The sequence below is a fragment of the Streptomyces mangrovisoli genome (genome assembly GCF_000974985.2).
GTDB classification, from domain to species: domain Bacteria; phylum Actinomycetota; class Actinomycetes; order Streptomycetales; family Streptomycetaceae; genus Streptomyces; species Streptomyces mangrovisoli.
In genome coordinates, this window is the sequence record NZ_LAVA02000082.1 from 1 (window position 1) to 18,142 (window position 18,142).

At 74.5% G+C, this 18,142-nt stretch carries 13 protein-coding genes; 2 read left to right on the forward strand and 11 right to left on the reverse strand.

The window, feature by feature from the left end; translation table 11 throughout:
- The 4 genes from WN71_RS28910 to WN71_RS28925 form a co-directional block, all read right to left on the reverse strand.
- The coding region (locus tag WN71_RS28910) for a type I polyketide synthase (protein WP_240529801.1) at positions 1 to 3,588 on the reverse strand (3,588 nt) is incomplete at its 3' end.
- Positions 3,585 to 5,663 (reverse strand): fatty acyl-AMP ligase, encoded by a 2,079-nt coding sequence (locus WN71_RS28915; protein WP_046592656.1) that lies wholly within the window; start codon positions 5,661 to 5,663, stop codon positions 3,585 to 3,587. The genes WN71_RS28915 and WN71_RS28910, both read right to left, overlap by 4 nt.
- A 174-nt stretch (positions 5,664 to 5,837) precedes the next feature.
- Positions 5,838 to 7,439 carry an acyl-CoA carboxylase subunit beta gene (locus tag WN71_RS28920; protein ID WP_046592655.1) on the reverse strand — a complete coding sequence of 534 codons (1,602 nt, stop codon included), beginning with the start codon at positions 7,437 to 7,439 and terminating at the stop codon, positions 5,838 to 5,840.
- Positions 7,440 to 7,611: 172 nt separating this feature from the next.
- Entirely contained in the window at positions 7,612 to 8,346 is a 735-nt protein-coding gene (locus WN71_RS28925; RefSeq protein ID WP_046592654.1) for a DUF1345 domain-containing protein, read from the reverse strand.
- 274 nt (positions 8,347 to 8,620) lie between these two features.
- On the opposite strand from WN71_RS28925, the gene WN71_RS28930 reads away from it, so the two are divergent.
- A complete protein-coding gene (locus WN71_RS28930) occupies positions 8,621 to 9,619 on the forward strand; it encodes a phospholipase D-like domain-containing protein (protein WP_046592653.1) in 999 nt (332 codons plus the stop codon).
- A gap of 75 nt (positions 9,620 to 9,694) precedes the next feature.
- On the opposite strand, the gene WN71_RS28935 is transcribed toward WN71_RS28930, so the two are convergent.
- From WN71_RS28935 to WN71_RS28945, 3 genes are all read right to left on the reverse strand, one after another.
- Positions 9,695 to 10,354, reverse strand: a complete 660-nt coding sequence (locus WN71_RS28935) for a zinc ribbon domain-containing protein (protein ID WP_046592678.1) — start codon at positions 10,352 to 10,354, stop codon at positions 9,695 to 9,697.
- Positions 10,355 to 10,565: 211 nt separating this feature from the next.
- Positions 10,566 to 11,591: an alcohol dehydrogenase gene (locus WN71_RS28940; RefSeq protein WP_046592652.1), complete on the reverse strand. Its 1,026-nt coding sequence runs from the start codon at positions 11,589 to 11,591 to the stop codon at positions 10,566 to 10,568.
- Between the two features lie 134 nt (positions 11,592 to 11,725).
- On the reverse strand, positions 11,726 to 13,078 hold the full coding sequence (locus tag WN71_RS28945; protein WP_046592651.1) for a ferredoxin reductase family protein: 1,353 nt from the start codon (positions 13,076 to 13,078) through the stop codon (positions 11,726 to 11,728).
- Positions 13,079 to 13,278: 200 nt separating this feature from the next.
- Between WN71_RS28945 and WN71_RS28950 the strand changes: the two genes are divergently transcribed.
- Positions 13,279 to 14,016, forward strand: a complete 738-nt coding sequence (locus WN71_RS28950) for a type 1 glutamine amidotransferase (RefSeq protein WP_046592650.1) — start codon at positions 13,279 to 13,281, stop codon at positions 14,014 to 14,016.
- Positions 14,017 to 14,173: 157 nt separating this feature from the next.
- Here WN71_RS28950 and WN71_RS28955 read toward each other — a convergent pair whose 3' ends face one another.
- From WN71_RS28955 to WN71_RS28970, 4 genes are all read right to left on the reverse strand, one after another.
- Positions 14,174 to 15,364: a sigma-70 family RNA polymerase sigma factor gene (locus WN71_RS28955; protein ID WP_240529805.1), complete on the reverse strand. Its 1,191-nt coding sequence runs from the start codon at positions 15,362 to 15,364 to the stop codon at positions 14,174 to 14,176.
- Between the two features lie 185 nt (positions 15,365 to 15,549).
- Positions 15,550 to 15,939: a YciI family protein gene (locus tag WN71_RS28960; RefSeq protein WP_046592649.1), complete on the reverse strand. Its 390-nt coding sequence runs from the start codon at positions 15,937 to 15,939 to the stop codon at positions 15,550 to 15,552.
- Positions 15,936 to 16,679, reverse strand: a complete 744-nt coding sequence (locus WN71_RS28965) for a nuclear transport factor 2 family protein (protein WP_046592648.1) — start codon at positions 16,677 to 16,679, stop codon at positions 15,936 to 15,938. Before WN71_RS28965 ends, WN71_RS28960 begins: the two co-directional genes overlap by 4 nt.
- An 89-nt stretch (positions 16,680 to 16,768) precedes the next feature.
- The gene (locus WN71_RS28970) at positions 16,769 to 17,875 is read right to left on the reverse strand and encodes an NAD(P)/FAD-dependent oxidoreductase (protein WP_046592647.1); all 1,107 of its coding nucleotides are present in this window, start codon (positions 17,873 to 17,875) and stop codon (positions 16,769 to 16,771) included.
- Between the last annotated feature and the right edge of the window lie 267 nt (positions 17,876 to 18,142).

The window sequence follows — 18,142 nt, forward strand, 5'->3', positions numbered from 1 at the left end:
CCGGGCGCCCGGCGTGGGGGTGGCGTCCTGCGACCGGGCGCCCTGCGTGGGGGTGGCGTCCTGCGACCGGGCGCCCGGCGTGGGGGTGGCGTCCTGCGGCCGGGTGCGCGGCGGCTGTTGGAGGCGGGCGGCGGCCTCGCCCACCGTGGCCGCGGTGAGCAGCTCGCGCAGGGCGATCTCGATCCCGAACTCGTGTTGCAGGGCGGCGCGGACGCGGACCGCCATCAGGGAGTCGAGACCGAGGTCGGCGACGGCCGTGCCGGGTGTGATCCGGGCCTCGGGATGCCCGGTGACGGCGGCGATGTGGTGGCTCAGCCGGGCGGGTATGGCCTCGGGATCGGGGGGTGCGGGGCGCGGCGCGGCCGGGTCGAGGGGGGCGGGGTGGTGCGTCGTCGGGTCGAGCGGGGACGGGTGGGGCGCCGTCCGGTCGGTGGGCCGGTCCGGTGGGGCGGTCGGTGGGGCGGTCAGCGGGGCCGTCGGCGGGGTGGCCGGTGGGGTGGCCGCGGTGAACTCGGCGGTCCGCAGGCCTGGTGCGCCGGCCCGGCCGGTCCCGCGGCCGTGGCGTGGACGGCCGTCGGTCCACCAGTGGCGGACGTGCCGCCAGCGCGGCCCCGGCAGGTCGATGACGTGTCCGGTGGGCGGCGGCAGGTCCGCTCCCGCCGCGTAGAGGGCGCCGAGCCGGGCGCCGAACTCCGCCGCCGTGTCCGCGTCACGGCGCAGGGTGCCGAGCACGAGGGCGTCGGGCGCGGTGTCCAGGAGGGCACCGGCGAGCACGGTGTGCGGGGAGATCTCCAGGAAGGCGGTGTGGCCGTCGGCCCGCGCGGCGGCCACGGCCCGGTCGAGACGGACCGGGCGGCGCAGGTTGGCGGCCCAGTGCTCGGCGTCGAACAGGCTGGTGGCGCGCGGGTCGTCCAGGACGGTGGAGTAGACGGGCACCTCCCCCGGGCCGCCCCGCACGTCGGCCAGCGCCTTCCGCAACGTCGGCAGCAGCGGGTCGACCTGGGGCGAGTGCCCGGCTCCGGAGACGCGCAGGGAGCGGGCCGCCCGCCCCTGCCGCGCCAGCCGCTCGACCAGCCGCTCCACCTGCGCCTGCGCGCCCGAGACGACCTTCTGCCGGGGCGAGTTGTGCACGGCGACGTACAGACCGGGGAACTCTGCCTCCACGGCGTCCAGTTCGGCGTCGGCCAGGTCGACGACCGCCATGGCGCCGCCGTGCAGCCCGGCCAGCAGCCGGGACCGCTCCGCGACGACCCGGGCCCCCGCACGCGGATCGAGGGCGCCCGCGCACACGGCGGCGGCGACCTCGCCCACCGAGTGCCCGATCACGGCCGCGGGCGACACGCCGTAGGACCGCCACAGCCGGGCGAGGGCCACCTGGATCCCGAACAGCACGGGCTGCGCGACCTCCAGGCGGTCGAGCGCGCCACCGGTCGCGAGGTGGGCGTGGAGGGAGACCCCGCACAAGGGGCGGATCACGGCGTCCAGTTCCTCGACCGCGGCCGCGAAGGCGGGTTCCTCGGCGAGCAGCCGTCGGCCCATGCCGCGCCACTGGCTGCCCTGACCGGAGAAGACCCACACCGCGCCGCGTCCGGCCAGGTCCCGTTCCCCGGTGGCCACCCGCGGATCGGCCCGCCCGTCGGCCAACGTGTCCAGGGAATGGGCGAGTTCGGACCGGTCGCGGGCGGTGACTGCGGCCCGTGCGGGACCCCGGCCGGTGCGGCCGGCGAGGGTGCGGGCCACGTCCGCGAGGTCGGCGTGGGCGCCGTCCGGTGTGCGCAGCCAGGCGGCGAGGCGGCCGGCGGTGTCCCGGACGCGGCCCGCGTCCGCGTCGGCCAGCGGATAGACGTGGCAGGCGGATTCCGGGCCGGGGTGCGGGGCGGGGCCCACGGGGAGGTACTCCTCCAGCACGGCATGGGCGTTGGTGCCGCCGAAGCCGAAGGCGGAGACGCCCGCGCGGGCGGTGCCGTCGTAGCGGGGCCACGGTTCGGGCGAGGTGACCAGGCGCAGGCGCGGGTCGCCGAGCGCCGTGCCGGCCGCGCTGTGCAGGGACGGCGGGATGCGGTCGTGGTGCAGGGCCAGCACCGTCTTGACCAGTCCGGTGACCCCGGCCGCCGACTCCAGGTGGCCGAGGTTGCCCTTGACCGAGCCGAGCAGCAGCGGCTGATCGGGGTCGCGGTCCGCGCCGAGCACCGTGGCGAGGGCGTCCGCCTCGATGGGGTCGCCCAGCGGGGTGCCGGTGCCGTGCGCCTCGACGTAGTCGACGCGCACGGGATCGAGCCCGGCGCGCACGTAGGCGGTGTGCAACAGGGCGCGCTGCGCTTCGGGGTGAGGGGCCATCAGGCCGTTGGACCGACCGTCGGAGTTGACCGCGGTGGAGCGGATGAGCGCGAGGACGCGATCGCCGTCGCGTTCCGCGTCGGACAACCGCTTGAGCAGGACGACGGCGCAGCCCTCGGCGCGCCCGATGCCGTCCGCGGCGGCCGCGAACGGCTTGCAGCGGCCGTCCGGCGCGAGGACCCCGGCCCGTCCGAAGGCCACGCCCACGGTGGGTGACAGCAGCACGTTGACGCCCGCGGCGATCGCCGTGTCGCTCTCGCCGGTGCGCAGGCTGACGCAGGCGTGGTGGACCGCCACCAGGGACGACGAGCAGGCCGTGTCGACGGCGAGGCTCGGTCCGCGGGTGTCCAGGACGTAGGCCAGGCGCCCCGCGGTGACGGAGAGGGCGGCGCCGGCGGGTGCCCACGGGTCGACGGCGGCCGGGTCGGCTCCGGTCAACTGGCCGTACTCGGACGCGGACACGCCCACGAAGACGCCGGTCGCGGTGCCCGCCAGGGAGGCGGCCGGGACGGCCGCGTGGTCGAGCGCCTCGTGCACCACCTCCAGCAGGATGCGCTGCTGCGGGTCGAGCACGGCGGCCTCGCGCGGGGTGATCCGGAAGAAGTCGGCGTCGAACCCGGCGACGTCGTCGAGGTATCCGCCGCGCGGGGGCGCCTCGGCGGGCGGGAAGTCGGTGAAGTCGCGCCACCGGTCCTCCGGGACGCGGCGGATCGCGTCGCCGCCGTCGCCGAGCAGCTGCCAGAAGTCGGCCGGGCCGTGCACCCCGCCGGGCAGCCGGCAGCCCACCCCGATGACGGCCACGGGCTCGGCGTACGGGCCGTGCAGCGGGGCGGTCGGCAGCGGTGACGGGTCCGTACGACCGCTGTGCGCGCCGGACTTGGCGCGCGGCCGGGGTGCGCAGGGGGCGGGCGTCGCGTCGCACAGGTGGGTCACCAGGGCCTCGACGGTGGGCGCGTCCCACAGCAGGGTCGGCGGCAGGTCGAGGCCGGTGAGCCCGGAGAGTTCGGCGGCCAGGATCACCGCGTCCCGCGAGGACATGCCGAGTTCGGTGAGGGGCCGGTCCAGCGGTACGTCGGCGGGGGCGAGGCCGCCCCAGGCCGCGACGCGTTCGGCGAGCAGGCGGCGCAGTGCTTCGGCGTCGGGGGCCGGGGCTGTCGCGGGAGCGGGAGCCGTGGCGGGCGCCTCGCCCGTGGCCGCCTCGAAGGGCGCCGCGTTCGGGGGCATGTGGCGCCAGGAGTCGTCGGCGGTCACGGTGTCTCCCCGGCCGCGGCGTCGGCTCCCGCGTCGGCTCCCGGCCCGGCGTGGCGATAGGCACCTTCCAGGTACCGGGCGCGGGTGAGGGCTCTGGACACCTTGCCGCTGGAGGTGCGCGGGACGGTGCCGGGCGGCACCAGGACCACGTCGGCGAGGCGCAGTCCGTGGCGGGCGGAGACGGCGGCGCGCACGGCCCGCACCAGGTCCGGCAGGTCGAGTTCGGCGAGGGAGGTGGCCCGGGTGTGCTCGGCGACGACGACGGTCCGCTCGCCTGCCCCGCCGGGCCGGGCCCCGTCCTCTCGGTCGGCGGGCAGCGCGAAGGCGGCGAGCCGGTCCCGGCGCACGGCGGGGTGCGCCTCCTGGACGGTGGCCTCCACGTCCTGCGGGTAGTGGTTGCGGCCGTCGACGATGATCAGGTCCTTCAGCCGCCCGGTGACCAGGAGTTGACCCTCCAGGACCGTGCCCAGGTCGCCGGTGCGCAGCCAGCGGCCGCGTCCGGCGGAGGCCGGGGCGGGGCGACGTCGGGCGGAGGCCGGGGCGGGGCGGCGTGCGCCGCCGTCAGGACCGCCGCCGTCGGGTCCGGCGCCGTCAGGACCGCCGCCGTCAGGACCGCCGCCGTCGGGTCCGTCGCCGTCAGGACCGCCGCCGTCGGGTCCGTCGTCGTCAGGTCCGGCGCCGTCGGGTGCCCCGCCGAAGACCTTCGCGGTGAGGCCGTCCCGGCCGAAGTAGCCGCGGCCGACGTTCGGGCCCTGCACCTGGATCTCGCCGACCTCTCCCTCGGGCAGGGCGGCGCCCGTCGCCGGGTCGGCGATGCGCACCCGCTGGCCCGCCGGGGTGCCGCAGCCGGTGAGCAGGGCGGCACCCGGGTCGTCGGCGCGCGCGGGCAGCGCCTTGCCCGCGGCGAGGGCGTCCCGGTCGAGCGCGAACCGGCGCAGCGGCTCGCCGGGGCGGGCCGCGCTGACGAAGACGGTGGCCTCGGCGAGGCCGTACGACGGGCAGTGCGTGCCGGCGGCGAGCCCGCGGCCGGCGAACGCGGCGTGGAAGCGGTCGGCGGTCGCGGCGCGGACGGGTTCGCTGCCGTTGATGAGGGCGGCGACCTGGTCCAGCCGCAGGTCGGCCTTCTGTACCTCGGTGACCGCGGCGGCGCAGTAGTCGTAGGCGAAGTTGGGCGCCGCGCTCACGGTGCGCGGGTAGGCGCCGAGCAACCGCAGCCAGCGCACCGGCTGCTGGAGGAACGCGGCCGGGTCCATGAGCACCGAGAGCAGCCCGCGCACGACGGGGGCGGCGACGCTGAGGACGAGGCCCATGTCGTGGTAGAGGGGCAGCCAGCCCACGCAGGTCACCGGGGCGGTGTCGGCGCCGTAGGCGGTCAGTGCCTGGCGGGCGTTGGCGACGACGTTGGCGTGGGTGATCTCCACGCCCGCGGGCGCCCGGGTCGATCCGGAGGTGTACTGGAGGTAGGCGGCGGCGTGTTCGGCGGGCGCGGGGGCCGCGGACGCGTTCCGGGCCGCGGTGTCGGGTACCCGGTCCGCCGTCACGATCGCCGGGCGGCCGTCCCAAGTCCCGGGTTCGCCGGTCGCGGGCACGGTCGCGGGCACGGGGGCGGTGGCGATGCGCCCGACGTCGGCGGGCACGGCGTCCGCGGTCATGGTCTCCGCGCAGAACCGCCGTACCTCGGCGAGGGATTCCAGGGTGGTCACCACCACCTGCGGGCTGGCGTCGGCAAGGATGCCCGCGAGCCGCTCGGTCTGTCCGGGCAGCCCCGGCGGGTACAGCGGTACGGCCACCTGGCCGGCGGCGAGCACGGCCAGGAACGCGGTGACGTAGTCGAGTCCCTGGGGGCACAACAGGGCGACGCGGGAGCCTGGTTCGGCCTTGGCGGCGAGGCGCGCGGCCAGGGCCCGTACCCGGATCTCCAGGCGGCCCCAGGTCAGGGTGCGGTGGACGCCGCGGGCGTGCGGGCCGGGGTGGTCGGCGTAGGTGAAGGCGGGGCGCTCCGGGTGGGTGCGGGCCCAGTGCGTCACCTGCTCGGGCAGGGTGCGGGGCGGGGTCGGGATACGGCGGCTGTCCATCGGGCGGGGCTCCTCATGTCGCGGGTCGGGCCTGTGGGGCAGGACCGGTGGGGTGGGGCATGAGCAGGGGCCTGGGCGGTGGTGGGTGCGGGAGACGGGCCGGTGCGGCTCGGCGGGGCGGGAGGCCGGGGCGCAGGTCGGCGTGGGGCGGCCCCGGGCGCGTGAACGGGCGCCTCAGAGCGGGATGTTGCCGTGCCGTCGCTGCGGCAGGGGTGCGCGCTTGCCGCGCAGCGCGCGCAGGGCCCGGCAGAGGTGGGCGCGGGTCTCGCGCGGGGCGATGACGGCGTCGACATAGCCGCGTTCGGCGGCGAGGTACGGCGTGCCGTGGGTGTGCTCGTAGGCAGCAACGAGTGCGGCCCGCAGTCCCTCGGGGTCGTCGGCGGCGGCGAGTTCGCGCCGGTGCAGCACGCCGACGGCTCCCTCGGCGCCCATGACGGCGATCCGGGCGGAGGGCCAGGCGAGGTTGACGTCGGCGCCGAGGTGCTTGGAGCCCATCACCGCGTAACCGCCGCCGTACGCCTTGCGGATGACGACCGTGACCTTGGGGACGGTGGCCTCGGCGTAGGCGTACAGGAGTTTCGCGCCGCGGCGGATGACGCCGGCCTGCTCCTGGCGGACGCCGGAGAGATAGCCGGGGACGTCCACGAAGGTGAGCAGGGGCAGGTTGAACGCGTCGCAGAACCGCACGAAACGCGCGGCCTTCTCGGAGGCGTCGATGTCGAGGACGCCGGCCGCGTGCAGCGGCTGGTTGGCCACGACGCCGACCGAGCGGCCTTCCACCCGGGCCAGGGCGCAGACTATGTTCGGCGCGAACAGCTCGTGGACGTAGGTCAGTTCGCCGTCGTCGACCACGGCGGTCAGGATGTCCCGCATGTCGTAGCCCTGGCCGGGCCGGTCGGGCACGATCCCGTCCAGTGTCCCGGGGCTGCCGGCGGGCGGCGCGGGCGTGTACTCGGGGGGCTGTTCCAGGGTGTTGGCGGGCAGGTAGGCCAGCAGTTCGCGGACGGTGTCGAGGGCCTCCTGCTCGTCGGCCGCGAGGAAGTGGGCGTTGCCGCTCAGGGTGTTGCTGGCGCGTCCGCCGCCGAGCTCCTCGGCGGTGGTGCGTTCGCCGGTGACGGCGTGGATGACGTCGGGGCCGGTGACGAACATGTGGGAGGCGCCGTCGACCATCACGGTGAGGTCGGTGATGGCCGGGGAGTAGGCGGCGCCGCCCGCGCACGGGCCGAGGACGACGGAGATCTGGGGGATCACCCCGGAGGCGGCGACGTTGCGGCGGACGAGTTCGGCGTACAGGGCGAGCGAGTTGACGCCCTCCTGGATGCGCGCCCCGCCGGAGTCGTTGAGTCCGACGACCGGGCAGCCCGTCTTCAGCGCGAGGTCCATCAGGGCGACGGTCTTCTCGCCGAACGCCTCGCCCAGGCTGCCGCCGAACACGGCCGGGTCCTGGGCGAAGACGCACACCGGCCGGCCGTCGACGGTGCCGTATCCGGTGACCACGCCGTCGCCGTAGGGCCGGGCCGCGTCGTCGTCCGGGTCGGTGGGCCGCGCTCCGGGCAGGGCGGGTGCGCCGGAGCGGGCCCGGACGAACAGGCCGGTCTCGCTGAACGAGCCCGGATCCAGCAGCCGTTCGATGCGCTCCCGGGCCCCGAGCGCGCCGCGCCGGCGCGGCCGGTCCCGGGCGATCGCCCGGGTACGGCGGTGCGCCAGGTCGGCGATGCGGTCGGCGGTGCCGCCCGGAACGTACGGCACCGGACGCGTCCCGCGTGCTGTGGTCACCTCTGTCGTCTCTGTAGCCACGGCCACCTCCGAAGGGGTCTTCGAATATGGCAGCGAACGACCGGACAACCGTGGGTATGAGCGGAAGTTGAGTCCGCCACGGCCACGCTTCGTGCCGGGGTGACAACGCGGCGGGCACGGCCGCGGCCCCCGTGAAGCGGGCACGGCGAGGTCACTTGAGGATGTTCACCGCGCGGGCCACCACCAGCACGACGGTGACCAGCGACACCGACGACTGGAGCATCATCAGCATCTTCGCCCAGCGGGACAGCGGCATCACGTCGGTGGGGCTGAAGGCGGTGGAGTTGGTGAACGACAGGTAGAGGTAGTCCAGGAAGGCCGGTTCCCAGTTCGGCTCGGCGAGTTCGGGGCTCTGCATCTGCACGAAGAGGAAGTCGGCGTACTGCCGCTCCCCGCAGGCGCGGGCCCGGGGACCGCCGCGGTCCCACTCCCAGTACCACAGCGCGAACACGATGACGTTCGTCAGCCATATGCCGCCACCGGTCAGCAGCAGCGGCACGGCGTCCAGGCCGTCGGTGCCGTGCACCAGGTCGAGGACCAGCCGGACCGCGGCCCAGCCGTTGGCGAGGCTGATCACACCCATCAGGGCGAGGCCGAGGCCCCGCAGCCACCGGGCGCGCGGTTCGACGCGGCGGGGGTTGGCGGCCACCAGGCCCGCCAGCAGCACCACTTCGAGGGCCGGCAGGGCCCAGTAGGGCTGGAAGGCGAGCCGGTGCGGCACCAGGGTCTGGAGTCCGACCGCGATCGCGATCACCGCGGTGACCGCCCAGCGCGGCTCTCCGCGTGTGGCCCGCCGCCACGCCGGGGCCACCTCCTGCTCACCGGCCTCCAGCAGCCGCTCGATCCTGGCCAGCCGGCTGTCCGCCTCGTTCGATCCCTCTGACATGTGACCGATTCTCCCTGCCCGGGTGCGGGCCCCGGAGGCCGGGGTGACCGGTCCCAAGGCAGGGGCATACGAAGATTTTGCGCTCGCCCCGCACCGTCCCGCACGCCCCCGACCTGGGCGAACCGGCCGTCGTTCGCCCGGCCGGACGGCACGTCACGCCGTGTTCACCGCGGCGCTCTTTCTCGGCGTTCTACGCGCGTGGTGTCATGCCCGCGCCACCCTCCACACGCGTTCCCCCACAGAACTCGCGCCTCAACCCCACCAGGAGTCACGCATGTTGTGGAAGTCCAGGATCTTCGGCCGGGCCGGTGTCGCCCTCGCCGCCGGTGCCGCCGTCGTCGCCACCGCGTTCCCCGCCAACGCGGCGAGCTACACGGCGTTCGCCTTCTCGCTGAGCAGCAGCCAGCCCACCATCTACGACTTCATCAACTCCGCCACCACCTCCCTCGACATGACGATGTACGAGCTGGAGGACACCACGGCCGTCAACGACCTCATAGCCCTGAAGAACAAGGGCGTCACCGTGCGGGTCGTGCTCGACAACGCGCACCAGTCGGCCAACAGCTCGGCCTACACCTCCCTGAAGAACGCCGGCATCGGGGTGGTGTGGTCGCCGTCGAGCTTCGTCTACACCCACCAGAAGACCATCACGGTCGACGCCACCAAGTCTCTGGTCCTGACCGGCAACCTGACCTCGCAGTACTACTCGACCGGCCGCGACTACGGCGTCTTCACCGACGACACCCGCGACGTGGCCGCGATCGAGAAGGTGTTCAACGCCGACTACGCCGGCACGTCGATCACCCCCACCGACGGCGACCACCTGCTGTGGTCCCCCACCGACTCCCGCAGCCGCCTGGTGAGCCTCATCAACGCCGCCACGAAGACCCTCGACGTCGAGGAACTGGAGTTCTCCGACAGCACGGTGGTCAACGCCATCGTGGCGCGCGCCAACGCGGGCGTCACCGTCCGCGTGGTCCTGGAGTCCCCGTCGAGCTACTCGACCCAGGTCTCCGCGATCAAGGCCGCGGGCGGCAAGGTCGTCGGCTACTCAGACCCGAACGGCTTCTACATCCACGCCAAGGCCATGGTCGCCGACTACGGCCTGTCCACCCAGGAGGTGGAGGCCGGCTCCATGAACATCAGCAGCAACTCGCTCAGCAACAACCGTGAGCTGGGCATCATCCTCACCGGCACCGGGGTGGCCCAGTCGGTGGCCACCACCATCGAGACCACCTTCAACAGCGACTACTCGGGCGGCACTTCGGCCTGACACCGGGCGGCCGCACACGCGGCCGCCCGCACGGTCCCGCCCCGGGCGACCGGGGCGGGGTCCCGTACACCCGCCCTAGCGTCGCGTTCCGCACCCCGGGCAGAAGGCCGCGCCCTCCGGCAGCGCGGCGGAGCACGAGGAACACTGCGGGGACTGGGCGAGGTGATAGCCGCAGCCGGAACAGAAGGCCGCACCCCGCGTCTCGGTCCGGCAGTTCGGGCACACCAACTGGCGTGGGGTGTTGGGGTCGTAGGACTGACCGGCCTGCTGACCGGCGGCGTACGCCCGCTGCGAGGCCATGTCGTTCAGGCCCCGCTGCTGGGCCGCCATCGCCTCGGCCGCGGTGTCCGGGGCGCAGCGCAGGCACAGGCCCTGCGCGGCGTTCCAGCAGCGGCCGCAGACGTAGTCGGTGCAGCGGGCGCAACGGTTGAAGTGGCCCTGGGCGTTGTCGATGGCCCGCTGGAACGCGGTGTCGCGGGAGCGGCCCCACCCCGCGCCGGCCAGGCCGTCCGCGGCGGACGACAGACCGGTGCCGGTCCGGCCGAGCAGGCCCCAGGCGGCGTCGACACCCTTGCCCAGCCAGGTCGCGGCGCGCTCCCCGCCGTAGGGCTCGAACGGCGAGCGCCAGGTGTCGTAGCAACGCGCACACGAGAACTCGAACTGGAACCCCGCGCCCGTGCCGTCGCGCACGCACAGGTCCCGGTAGTTGTTGCTGAAGTAGATCTCGCTGCTCACGTACTCCCCCACAGGTCAGGCCGCACGGCCCCGTACAACGGCACTCTTGCCGTACGACGCGGAAGGTACCGCGTCGGTTCTGGCCAGTGGGAAAAGAACGAGCCAAGAAGAAGCAGCGGCGGGGCGGCCGGGGGGCGTTGGGGCACGTGGGGTGAGAAGGGCGTCACCGGGAGCCGCGCCGACCCCGCCGAAGGCTCCCGGCGCCCGGGGTTCAGCCCGTCGTGAGGACCATCCGGAAGCGGGCGGCGCCGCTGAGCATCCGTTGGTACGCCGCGTCGGCCTGGTCCAGCGGCACGGCCTCGGTCGTCGGGCGGATGCCGTGCAGCGCGCTGAAGTCGAGGGTGTCCTGCACGTCCTGGGCCGTGCCGGAGGGATGGCCGCGCACCACCCGGCCGCTCAGGATCAGCTGCAGCGGCGCGATGCCGAGCGGCTCGGTGTCCGCGCCGAGCACGACCAGTTCGCCGCGCGGGGTCAGGCCGTCCACGGCCGCCGTGATGGCCTCGGAGTTGCCGGCCGTGGCCAGGACCACCTTGGCGCCGCCGAGGTTCTGCAGGGCGGACGCGACGGGGGTGCCCGCCGTGCTGTCGATGTAGTGGTGGGCGCCGAGCCGCTTGGCGAGTTCGGCCTTCTCCTCACCACGGGCGATCGCCACGGTCTCGTAGCCCATGGCGACGGCGTACTGCACACCGAGGTGGCCGAGCCCGCCGATGCCGAGCACCGCGACGACGTCGCCGGGCCGGGCCGAGCTGCGCCGCAGCCCGTTGTACGTCGTCACGCCCGCGCAGGCCATCGGCCCGGCGTCGACCGGCCCGAGCGCGTCCGGGATCCGGGCCAGCGCGTCGACCGGCGCGATCATGGCCTCGGCGAATCCGCCGTCGTAGGCCCAGCCGGGGACCTTGAGGTTCTCGCAGACGATGAAATCGCCCCGCCTGCACTGTTCGCAGTGCAGGCAGCTGCCGCCGAACCAGCCGACCGTGACCCGGTCGCCGACCTGCCAGCCGTACTCCCGCGCGCCCTGCCCCAGCTCCTCGATGCGGCCCGCGACCTCGTGCCCGGGTACCACCGGCAGGCTCACCCCGGGTACGGCCGCGTTCACGAACAGGACGTCGCTGTGGCAGATCCCGCAGGCCTCGACGGCGATCCGCACCTGTCCGGAGCCCGGCTGCGGCACCTCCCGCTCGGCGATCTCGAAGGCCCCGCCGGGGACGGTCACTTGGGCGACTCGGTAGCTCCTCATGCGCTTTCTCCCGCGAACGGCTACGACCACGTCATGTCCCAGGACATCAGCTTCCCGGCCGTGGCGCGCGCCGGGCGCATCGGCGCGCGCGGGCCGCGTCGCCCGAAGGCACGGGTGGCCTGCGGATTCGCGGTTCAACGGAAGGCGAAATGCTCGGCGTGCACATGATGGCGGGAGAGACCGTGCCGGCGCAGCGCGAGGGAGAGGTCCGCGACCATCCTGGCCGGCCCGCACAGGAAGACGTGCACGTCGGCGGGGAGCGGGCCGGTGACGGTGAGGATCTCCTTCAGCGTCAGCCGTCCGTGCCGATGACTGTGCACCGCGTGCAGGCTGAGCCCGGGATGCCGCTCGACCTCCTCGGCGAGTTCCGGCAGGAAGGGCGCGTCGTCCGCGGTCCGGGTGCAGTAGAACAGGTCGGCACGGGGCAGGTCCCGGTCCGCGCGGTCGGTGATCCAGCCGAGGAACGGGGCGATGCCGATGCCGCCCGCGATCCAGATCTGGCGGGCGCCGCCGACCGTGTGGTCGAACATGCCGTAGGGCCCGGTGAGGGTGGCCGGGGCGCCGGTGGCCAGGTCGGCGTAGAGCCGCCGGGTGCCGCGGCCCAGGGCCCGCACCGTGAGCCGGACCGAGCCGTCGGGGCCGACCCCGGCGACGGTGAAGGGATGCTCGCGCCAGGCCCGGTGCCCGCCCACCCGCAGATAGACGAACTGTCCGCCGCGCACCGCGAGCGGGGCCGGGGCGGTGGGGGTGAGGACGAGGTCGACGACGTCGTCCGCGGGCCGGTCCACGGCGCTCACCACGTACGCGGCCTTCGGGGCGCGCCGCCGCATGATCAGCTCGTCGTAGGCGTACGCCGCCGTGCCCACGGCGCCGATCAGGCAGTACAGGGCCCTGAGGACCGGTGATCCGTCGATGACGGGGTCCAGGATCCAGCCGTGCACCAGGGCGGCGATGACCAGCAGGCCGGTCAGCCGGTGCAGGAACAGCCACCATGCGTGGCGCAGCCGCAGCAGGCGCCCGACCCGGGCGAGCGAGATCACGACGAGCAGCAGCAGGATCATGAAGGCGAAGGCCCCCAGTTCGTGGGCCACGGCCACCTCCGTGGAGTACTGCGCCGCCGTGCCCTCCTCCTTGTCGCCGCCGGTGATCAGGGCGTGCGGGAAGAGCAGCGGAAAGGACCAGATCGCGTACTGCTTGTGGAAGAAGTACATGCGGTCCAGGCCGCCGAACCACTGCTCCAGCGGGCGCAGCCGGGTGGCCAGGACCAGGGAGCAGGTCATGAGGTAGACGGCGGCCACCCCGCAGAACTCCCCGATGAAGTCGGCGCGGGCGATGCCGTCCGGCTGGAGCCAGTCCCAGGCCAGATAGATCGTCACGCCGAGCGCCGCCACCGTCAGGGGGCCGGCATGCCGTCGTTTCAGGCGCAGATCGAGGGGGCTGCGCGCTATCCGCACCGCGTAGATCGCTATCGCCACGAGGAAGGGCATGGTCAGTGGCCTCACTGCGTAGGGCGGTCGCGTCCCGGCGCCGGGCAGCCGCACGGGACCGGGCTGGGCACAGACCGTAGCCGGGGGCGGTCGAGCGGGCCTTGAGGCGGGGAGGGGTGGCGGTCCGTGACATGTTGTACGTTTGCCCCCAAACGACATGCCGTGCCGGACGCCCGTTCCGGCCAGGAAGGGGAAACCACGTGCGTGCCCTCGTTCTTCGCCACGACCACGCGTCGCTGCCCGGACCGGTCGGCGAGCGGCTCGTGGAGCGGGGCTACGACCTCGACGAGCGGACGATCGTCCCCGCCGAGCGGTACGGCGACCCGGTGGTGGACTTCGGCTTCCCCGCGGTCGGCAAACACGACCTGGTGCTCGCCCTCGGCGCTCCCTGGTCCGTCTACGACCGCGACAAGGTGGGGCGCTGGATCGACGGCGAGCTGGCGCTGCTGCGCGGCGCCCACCGCGCGGGCGTGCCCGTCCTGGCCATCTGCTTCGGCGCGCAGGCCCTGGCCACGGCCCTGGGCGGGTCGGTCGAGCGCGCTCCGCGCCCCGAGATCGGCTGGACGCCGGTGGACACCGCGGCGCCGGAGCTGGTCCCGGCGGGGCCGTGGTTCCAGTGGCACTTCGACCGCTTCACCGTGCCGCCGGGCGCCGTCGAACTCGCCCGGAGCGCGGTCGGCCCGCAGGCCTTCCGGACCGGGCGGTCGCTGGCCGTGCAGTTCCACCCCGAGCTGGCCGAGCCGACCCTGCGGATGTGGCTGGACCTGGGCGGCACGGCCGAGGCAGCCGCACACGGGCTCGACGCCGCCGACCTGATGTCCGAGACCCGGCAACGACGCGAGGAGTCCCGCCGCCGCGCCCACGACCTGGTGGACGCCTTCCTCGACTCGGTGGCGACGGCACCGGAGCCGGAGGCTTCGCTGCGGGGCGCGTCCTGACCGCTGGACCGGCCCGCAGACACGTCCCCGAAAGGGGCGCGGGGAACTGCGCGACCAGCCCCGACGCACCCGCACGAAGAGGCACACGCGTGCGATGCCACTCCGACTGGGGCGCGGGAAACTGCGCGAAGGAACACGCCGAGGCCGCCGACGACCGCTACGAGGCGCCCCCGCACTCCTCCAGCCGCCGCCGCAGAAACCGCCGCTCCGCCTCGTTCTCCGCGAGCCGCAGCGCCCGCGCGTACGCCTGAGCCGCCTCCTGCCCCCGTCCCAGCCGTCGCAGCAGATCCGCTCGGGTGGCCGGCAGCAGATGGTAGGCGGCCAGGTCGCCCTCCCGCTCCAGCTCCGCCACCAGGTCGAGCCCGGCCTGCGGACCCTCGGCCATGCCGACCGCGACGGCACGGTTGAGCCGTACGACCGGGGTGGGCACGTGCCGCAGCAGTTCGCCGTAGAGCGCCGCGATGTCGGCCCAATCGGTGTCCGCCGCCGTCGCCGCACCGGTGTGACACGCGGAGACGGCCGCCTGGATCTGATACGGGCCGGGGCTGCCACGGCGCAGCGCCGACTCGACGAGGGCGGTCCCCTCGTCGATCTCGGCCCGGTCCCAGCGCGAGCGGTCCTGGTCCTCCAGGGTCACCAGGTCGCCCGCCGCGTCGGTACGCGTCTCGCGGCGGGCGTCGTGCAGCAGGAGCAGCGCGAGCAGTCCGAGCGCCTCGGGTTCGTCGGGCATGAGGCGCGCCAGCAGCCGGGCGAGCCGGATCGCCTCCGCGCACAGGTTCCGGCGCACGAGGTCGGCGCCCTCGGTGGCCGCGTACCCCTCGTTGAACAGCAGGTAGAGCACGCCGAGGACGCCGGTGGTGCGCTCGGGCAGCAGATGGGCGGGCGGCACCCGGTACGGGATCCCGGCGTTGCGGATCTTCCGCTTGGCGCGCACCAGACGCTGGGCCATCGTCGCCTCCGGGACCAGGAACGCGCGGGCGATCTCGGGGGTGGTGAGCCCGGCCAGGGTGCGCAGGGTGAGCGCGACCCGGGCCTCGATGGGCAGCGCGGGATGGCAGCAGGTGAAGATCAGCCGCAGCCGGTCGTCCGACACGTCGTCGTCGCCGTCGCCGTCGGGTCCCGGGTGGTACGGCTCGTCGTCGCGGGCCAGCACGGCCGCCTCCTTGAGCTTCTCGGCGCCCAGCGCCCGCCGCCGCAGCACGTCCCGGGCCCGGTTGCGGGCGGTCGTGGTGAGCCAGGCGCCGGGCCGGCGCGGCACGCCGTCGCGCGGCCACCGGTCAAGTGCCTGGGCGAAGGCGTCCTGGGCGCACTCCTCGGCGAGGTCCCAGTCGCCGGTCAGCCGGATCAGCGTCGCGACGACCTGGCCCCACTCTCCGCGGAAGGCGTCGGCGACGACTCGTTCGACGGAGGCGTCGGCGACGGCTTCCTCGGCCGAGGCGTCCGTGACGGCTTCCTCGGCGGAGGCGTCGGCGACAGCTTCCTCGGCGGAGGCGCCCGCCGCCGGACCCCCTTCCTCGCCCTCGCCCGTCCCACTCACTCCCACACCGGCCGTACCTCGACCGCGCCGCCGCCGAGCGCGGCCGGGTGCCGGGCCGCGAGGGCGATCGCCTCGTCCAGGTCGGCGACCTCGACCACGTCGAACGCGGCGATATAGGCGTCGGCCCGGGTGAACGGCCCGTCGCTGAGCAGGACTTCGGCGTCCCGCACACGCACGGTGGTGGCGTCCGCGCCGGTACGCAGCCGGGCCCCGCCCCGGCCCGCGGCGCGGCGGCGCACCTCGTCGGCGTACGCCGCGAGCCGCGGGTCCGCGCCGCGGCCGGGACCGTCGGCACACCAGTCGGCCGTACGCGGGCCGGCGTCGAGGAGGCCGTCGGCCGTCTCCTCGTCGCCGGCCGGAGCGCACAGGAACAGCACGTACTTCACGGCCGTGGGCCCGCGGGCCCGCCGTCGAGCGGCGCCGACACGTGCTCGTGGGCGATCCGCCAGGCGAGTCCCGCGTTGCGGTAGCCCGTGGTGACGCGGACCAGGTCGTCGAGCGCGCCGCCGTCCGCGCGCACGCCGCGCAGGCGGACGAGGGCGTGCCCGAAGGCGATGCTCTCGTCGACGTGCACGCGGAACTCCACGACCTCGCGGGTCACCGGCCCCGTGGTGCCGGCGAGGAAGGCCTCGAAGGACTTGCGCAGGTCCTCGACGCCGTGCCGGTCCGGGCCGCCCGCCAGGTCGAAGACCTCCGCGTCGGGGGCGTAGCAGGCAAGCGCCCGCTCCACGTCACGGTCCCGCAGCGCCTCGGTCAGTTCCGCGTCGAGGCGGCGGATCGTGCCCTGGACGTCCAGGTCGTCGCCCTCGTCCCAGAACGCGCGCACCTCCATCGCGCCGACGCTCGCCACCGGATGCTTCGCGGCGGCCTGGACCGCCTCCTCCAGGCTGTCGCACTCGATGACGTCGAACCCGGCCACGTACTCCTTCGTCTCGGCGAAGGGGCCGTCCGTGCGCAGCACCTCGCCGCCGCGCACCCGGACGGTGACGGCGTCGGCGGGCAGCCGCAGGCGGTGGCCGTGCAGCCGCACCCGGCGGTCGCCGAGCTCCTCGACCCAGGGTTCGACGGGTGCCATCCCCGAGGCGTCGGCGGTGTCGTCGCCGCAGACCAGCAGCATGTACTTCATGGTTCCTCCCGGTGTTCGTGGGGCTTTTCACCCCACCGACGAACGGGCCGCCACCGAATCGACACTCCGCCGCCGACAACCTGACGGGGTCAGACCTCCGAATAGCCCAGTTCCTTGCGCATGAGGGGGACCTTCAGGCTCTTGGCCTTGGCGAGTGTCGTCGCGCGGCCGCCGAGGACGGCGCGGTCGCCGCCGGGCACGGGGAGCATGGTCACGCCGTCGGCCGGGCCGAACGGGACGATCAGGGGGGTGCGGCGGACGGGCCGGTAGGACCGCTGCTGCTTGCGATGGCGGCCCGAACCGCTCAGGTAGATGCGGATGTTGTGGGCCGCGACCTCGGCCTGGGCGAGCGCGGCCGGGCTGACCTTCAGTTCGCCGACGTCGTTCACGTCGCCCACCGCGAAGACCTCCAGCCACCCCTCGACCCGCAGCATCCGGTCGACCTTCACATGCCCGGAGGGGTCCAGCCAGTCACCGTGCCCGGCCAGGCGCAGCCACAGGGTGTTGGGGGTGGTGCCGGTCGCCCAGAACGACAGGTCGGCCTCGATGACGGTGCCGCGCGCGTCCCGGTAGGTGCCGAAGTCGGAGCCCGGCGCCATGAACGAGTCGAGCCGCACCTCCACGCCGTGGGACTCCAGCCACGCCTGGGCCTTGCGGCCGGCCCGCGCGCTGCCGGTGCCGTGCAGCAGGGCGCCGCCGGAGTGGGCGAGGGTCACGTGGGCGTCCGGGCGGGACAACCGGATCTCGGCGGCCAGTTCGACGCCGGAGGGACCGCCGCCGACGATCAGGACGCGGTCGGCGCCGGCTATCTTCTGCTGGTGCACCGCGAACGACTCGGCGGCCTCCTCGGTGGTGGTGCCGTTGAAGCGGGCCGGTTCGGGGTAGTCGGCGCCGGTGGCGATCACGACGACGTCGTAGTTCAGCCGCTCGCCGGAGGAGAGCACGACCTGCCGTGCGGCGGTGTCGAGACGGACCACCTTCCCGAGCGTCACCCGGCCGTTGCGCAGCAGCCGGTCGTAGGGGATGAAGGGGGCCTGGCTCCAGTCCGGGCGCACCCCGGCGCGCAGCGAGGCGATGCGGTGGAAGAAGACCTCCTTGCGGTCCACCAGCGTGACGCGGGCCGTTTCGTCGAGTCGTTTCGCCAGCCGGACGCCCGCGTAGCCGCCACCGATCACCACTACGTCGCCGTCATGCACACCGAGTCTCCTGTTCCGAAGGGGCAGGAAGCGCGCGCCGCGGTGGCCGGGCCACCGTCGGCCGTCGCCGCCCGCGAGCGTAGCGCCTGATTTTCACAGGAGTCGTCGATGCGCGGTGGTCGTTCCGTGAAGGTCGTTGCGCCTGATGAGGCCGGACGGTTCAGCTCCGCTGCATGATTGACATCTTGTCAGACAGAGCCCCGCGCGACGAACGCTTCCGCGCCAACCAGTCCGCCGTTCAGGCGAAACGTTTCTGACACTCGCCCC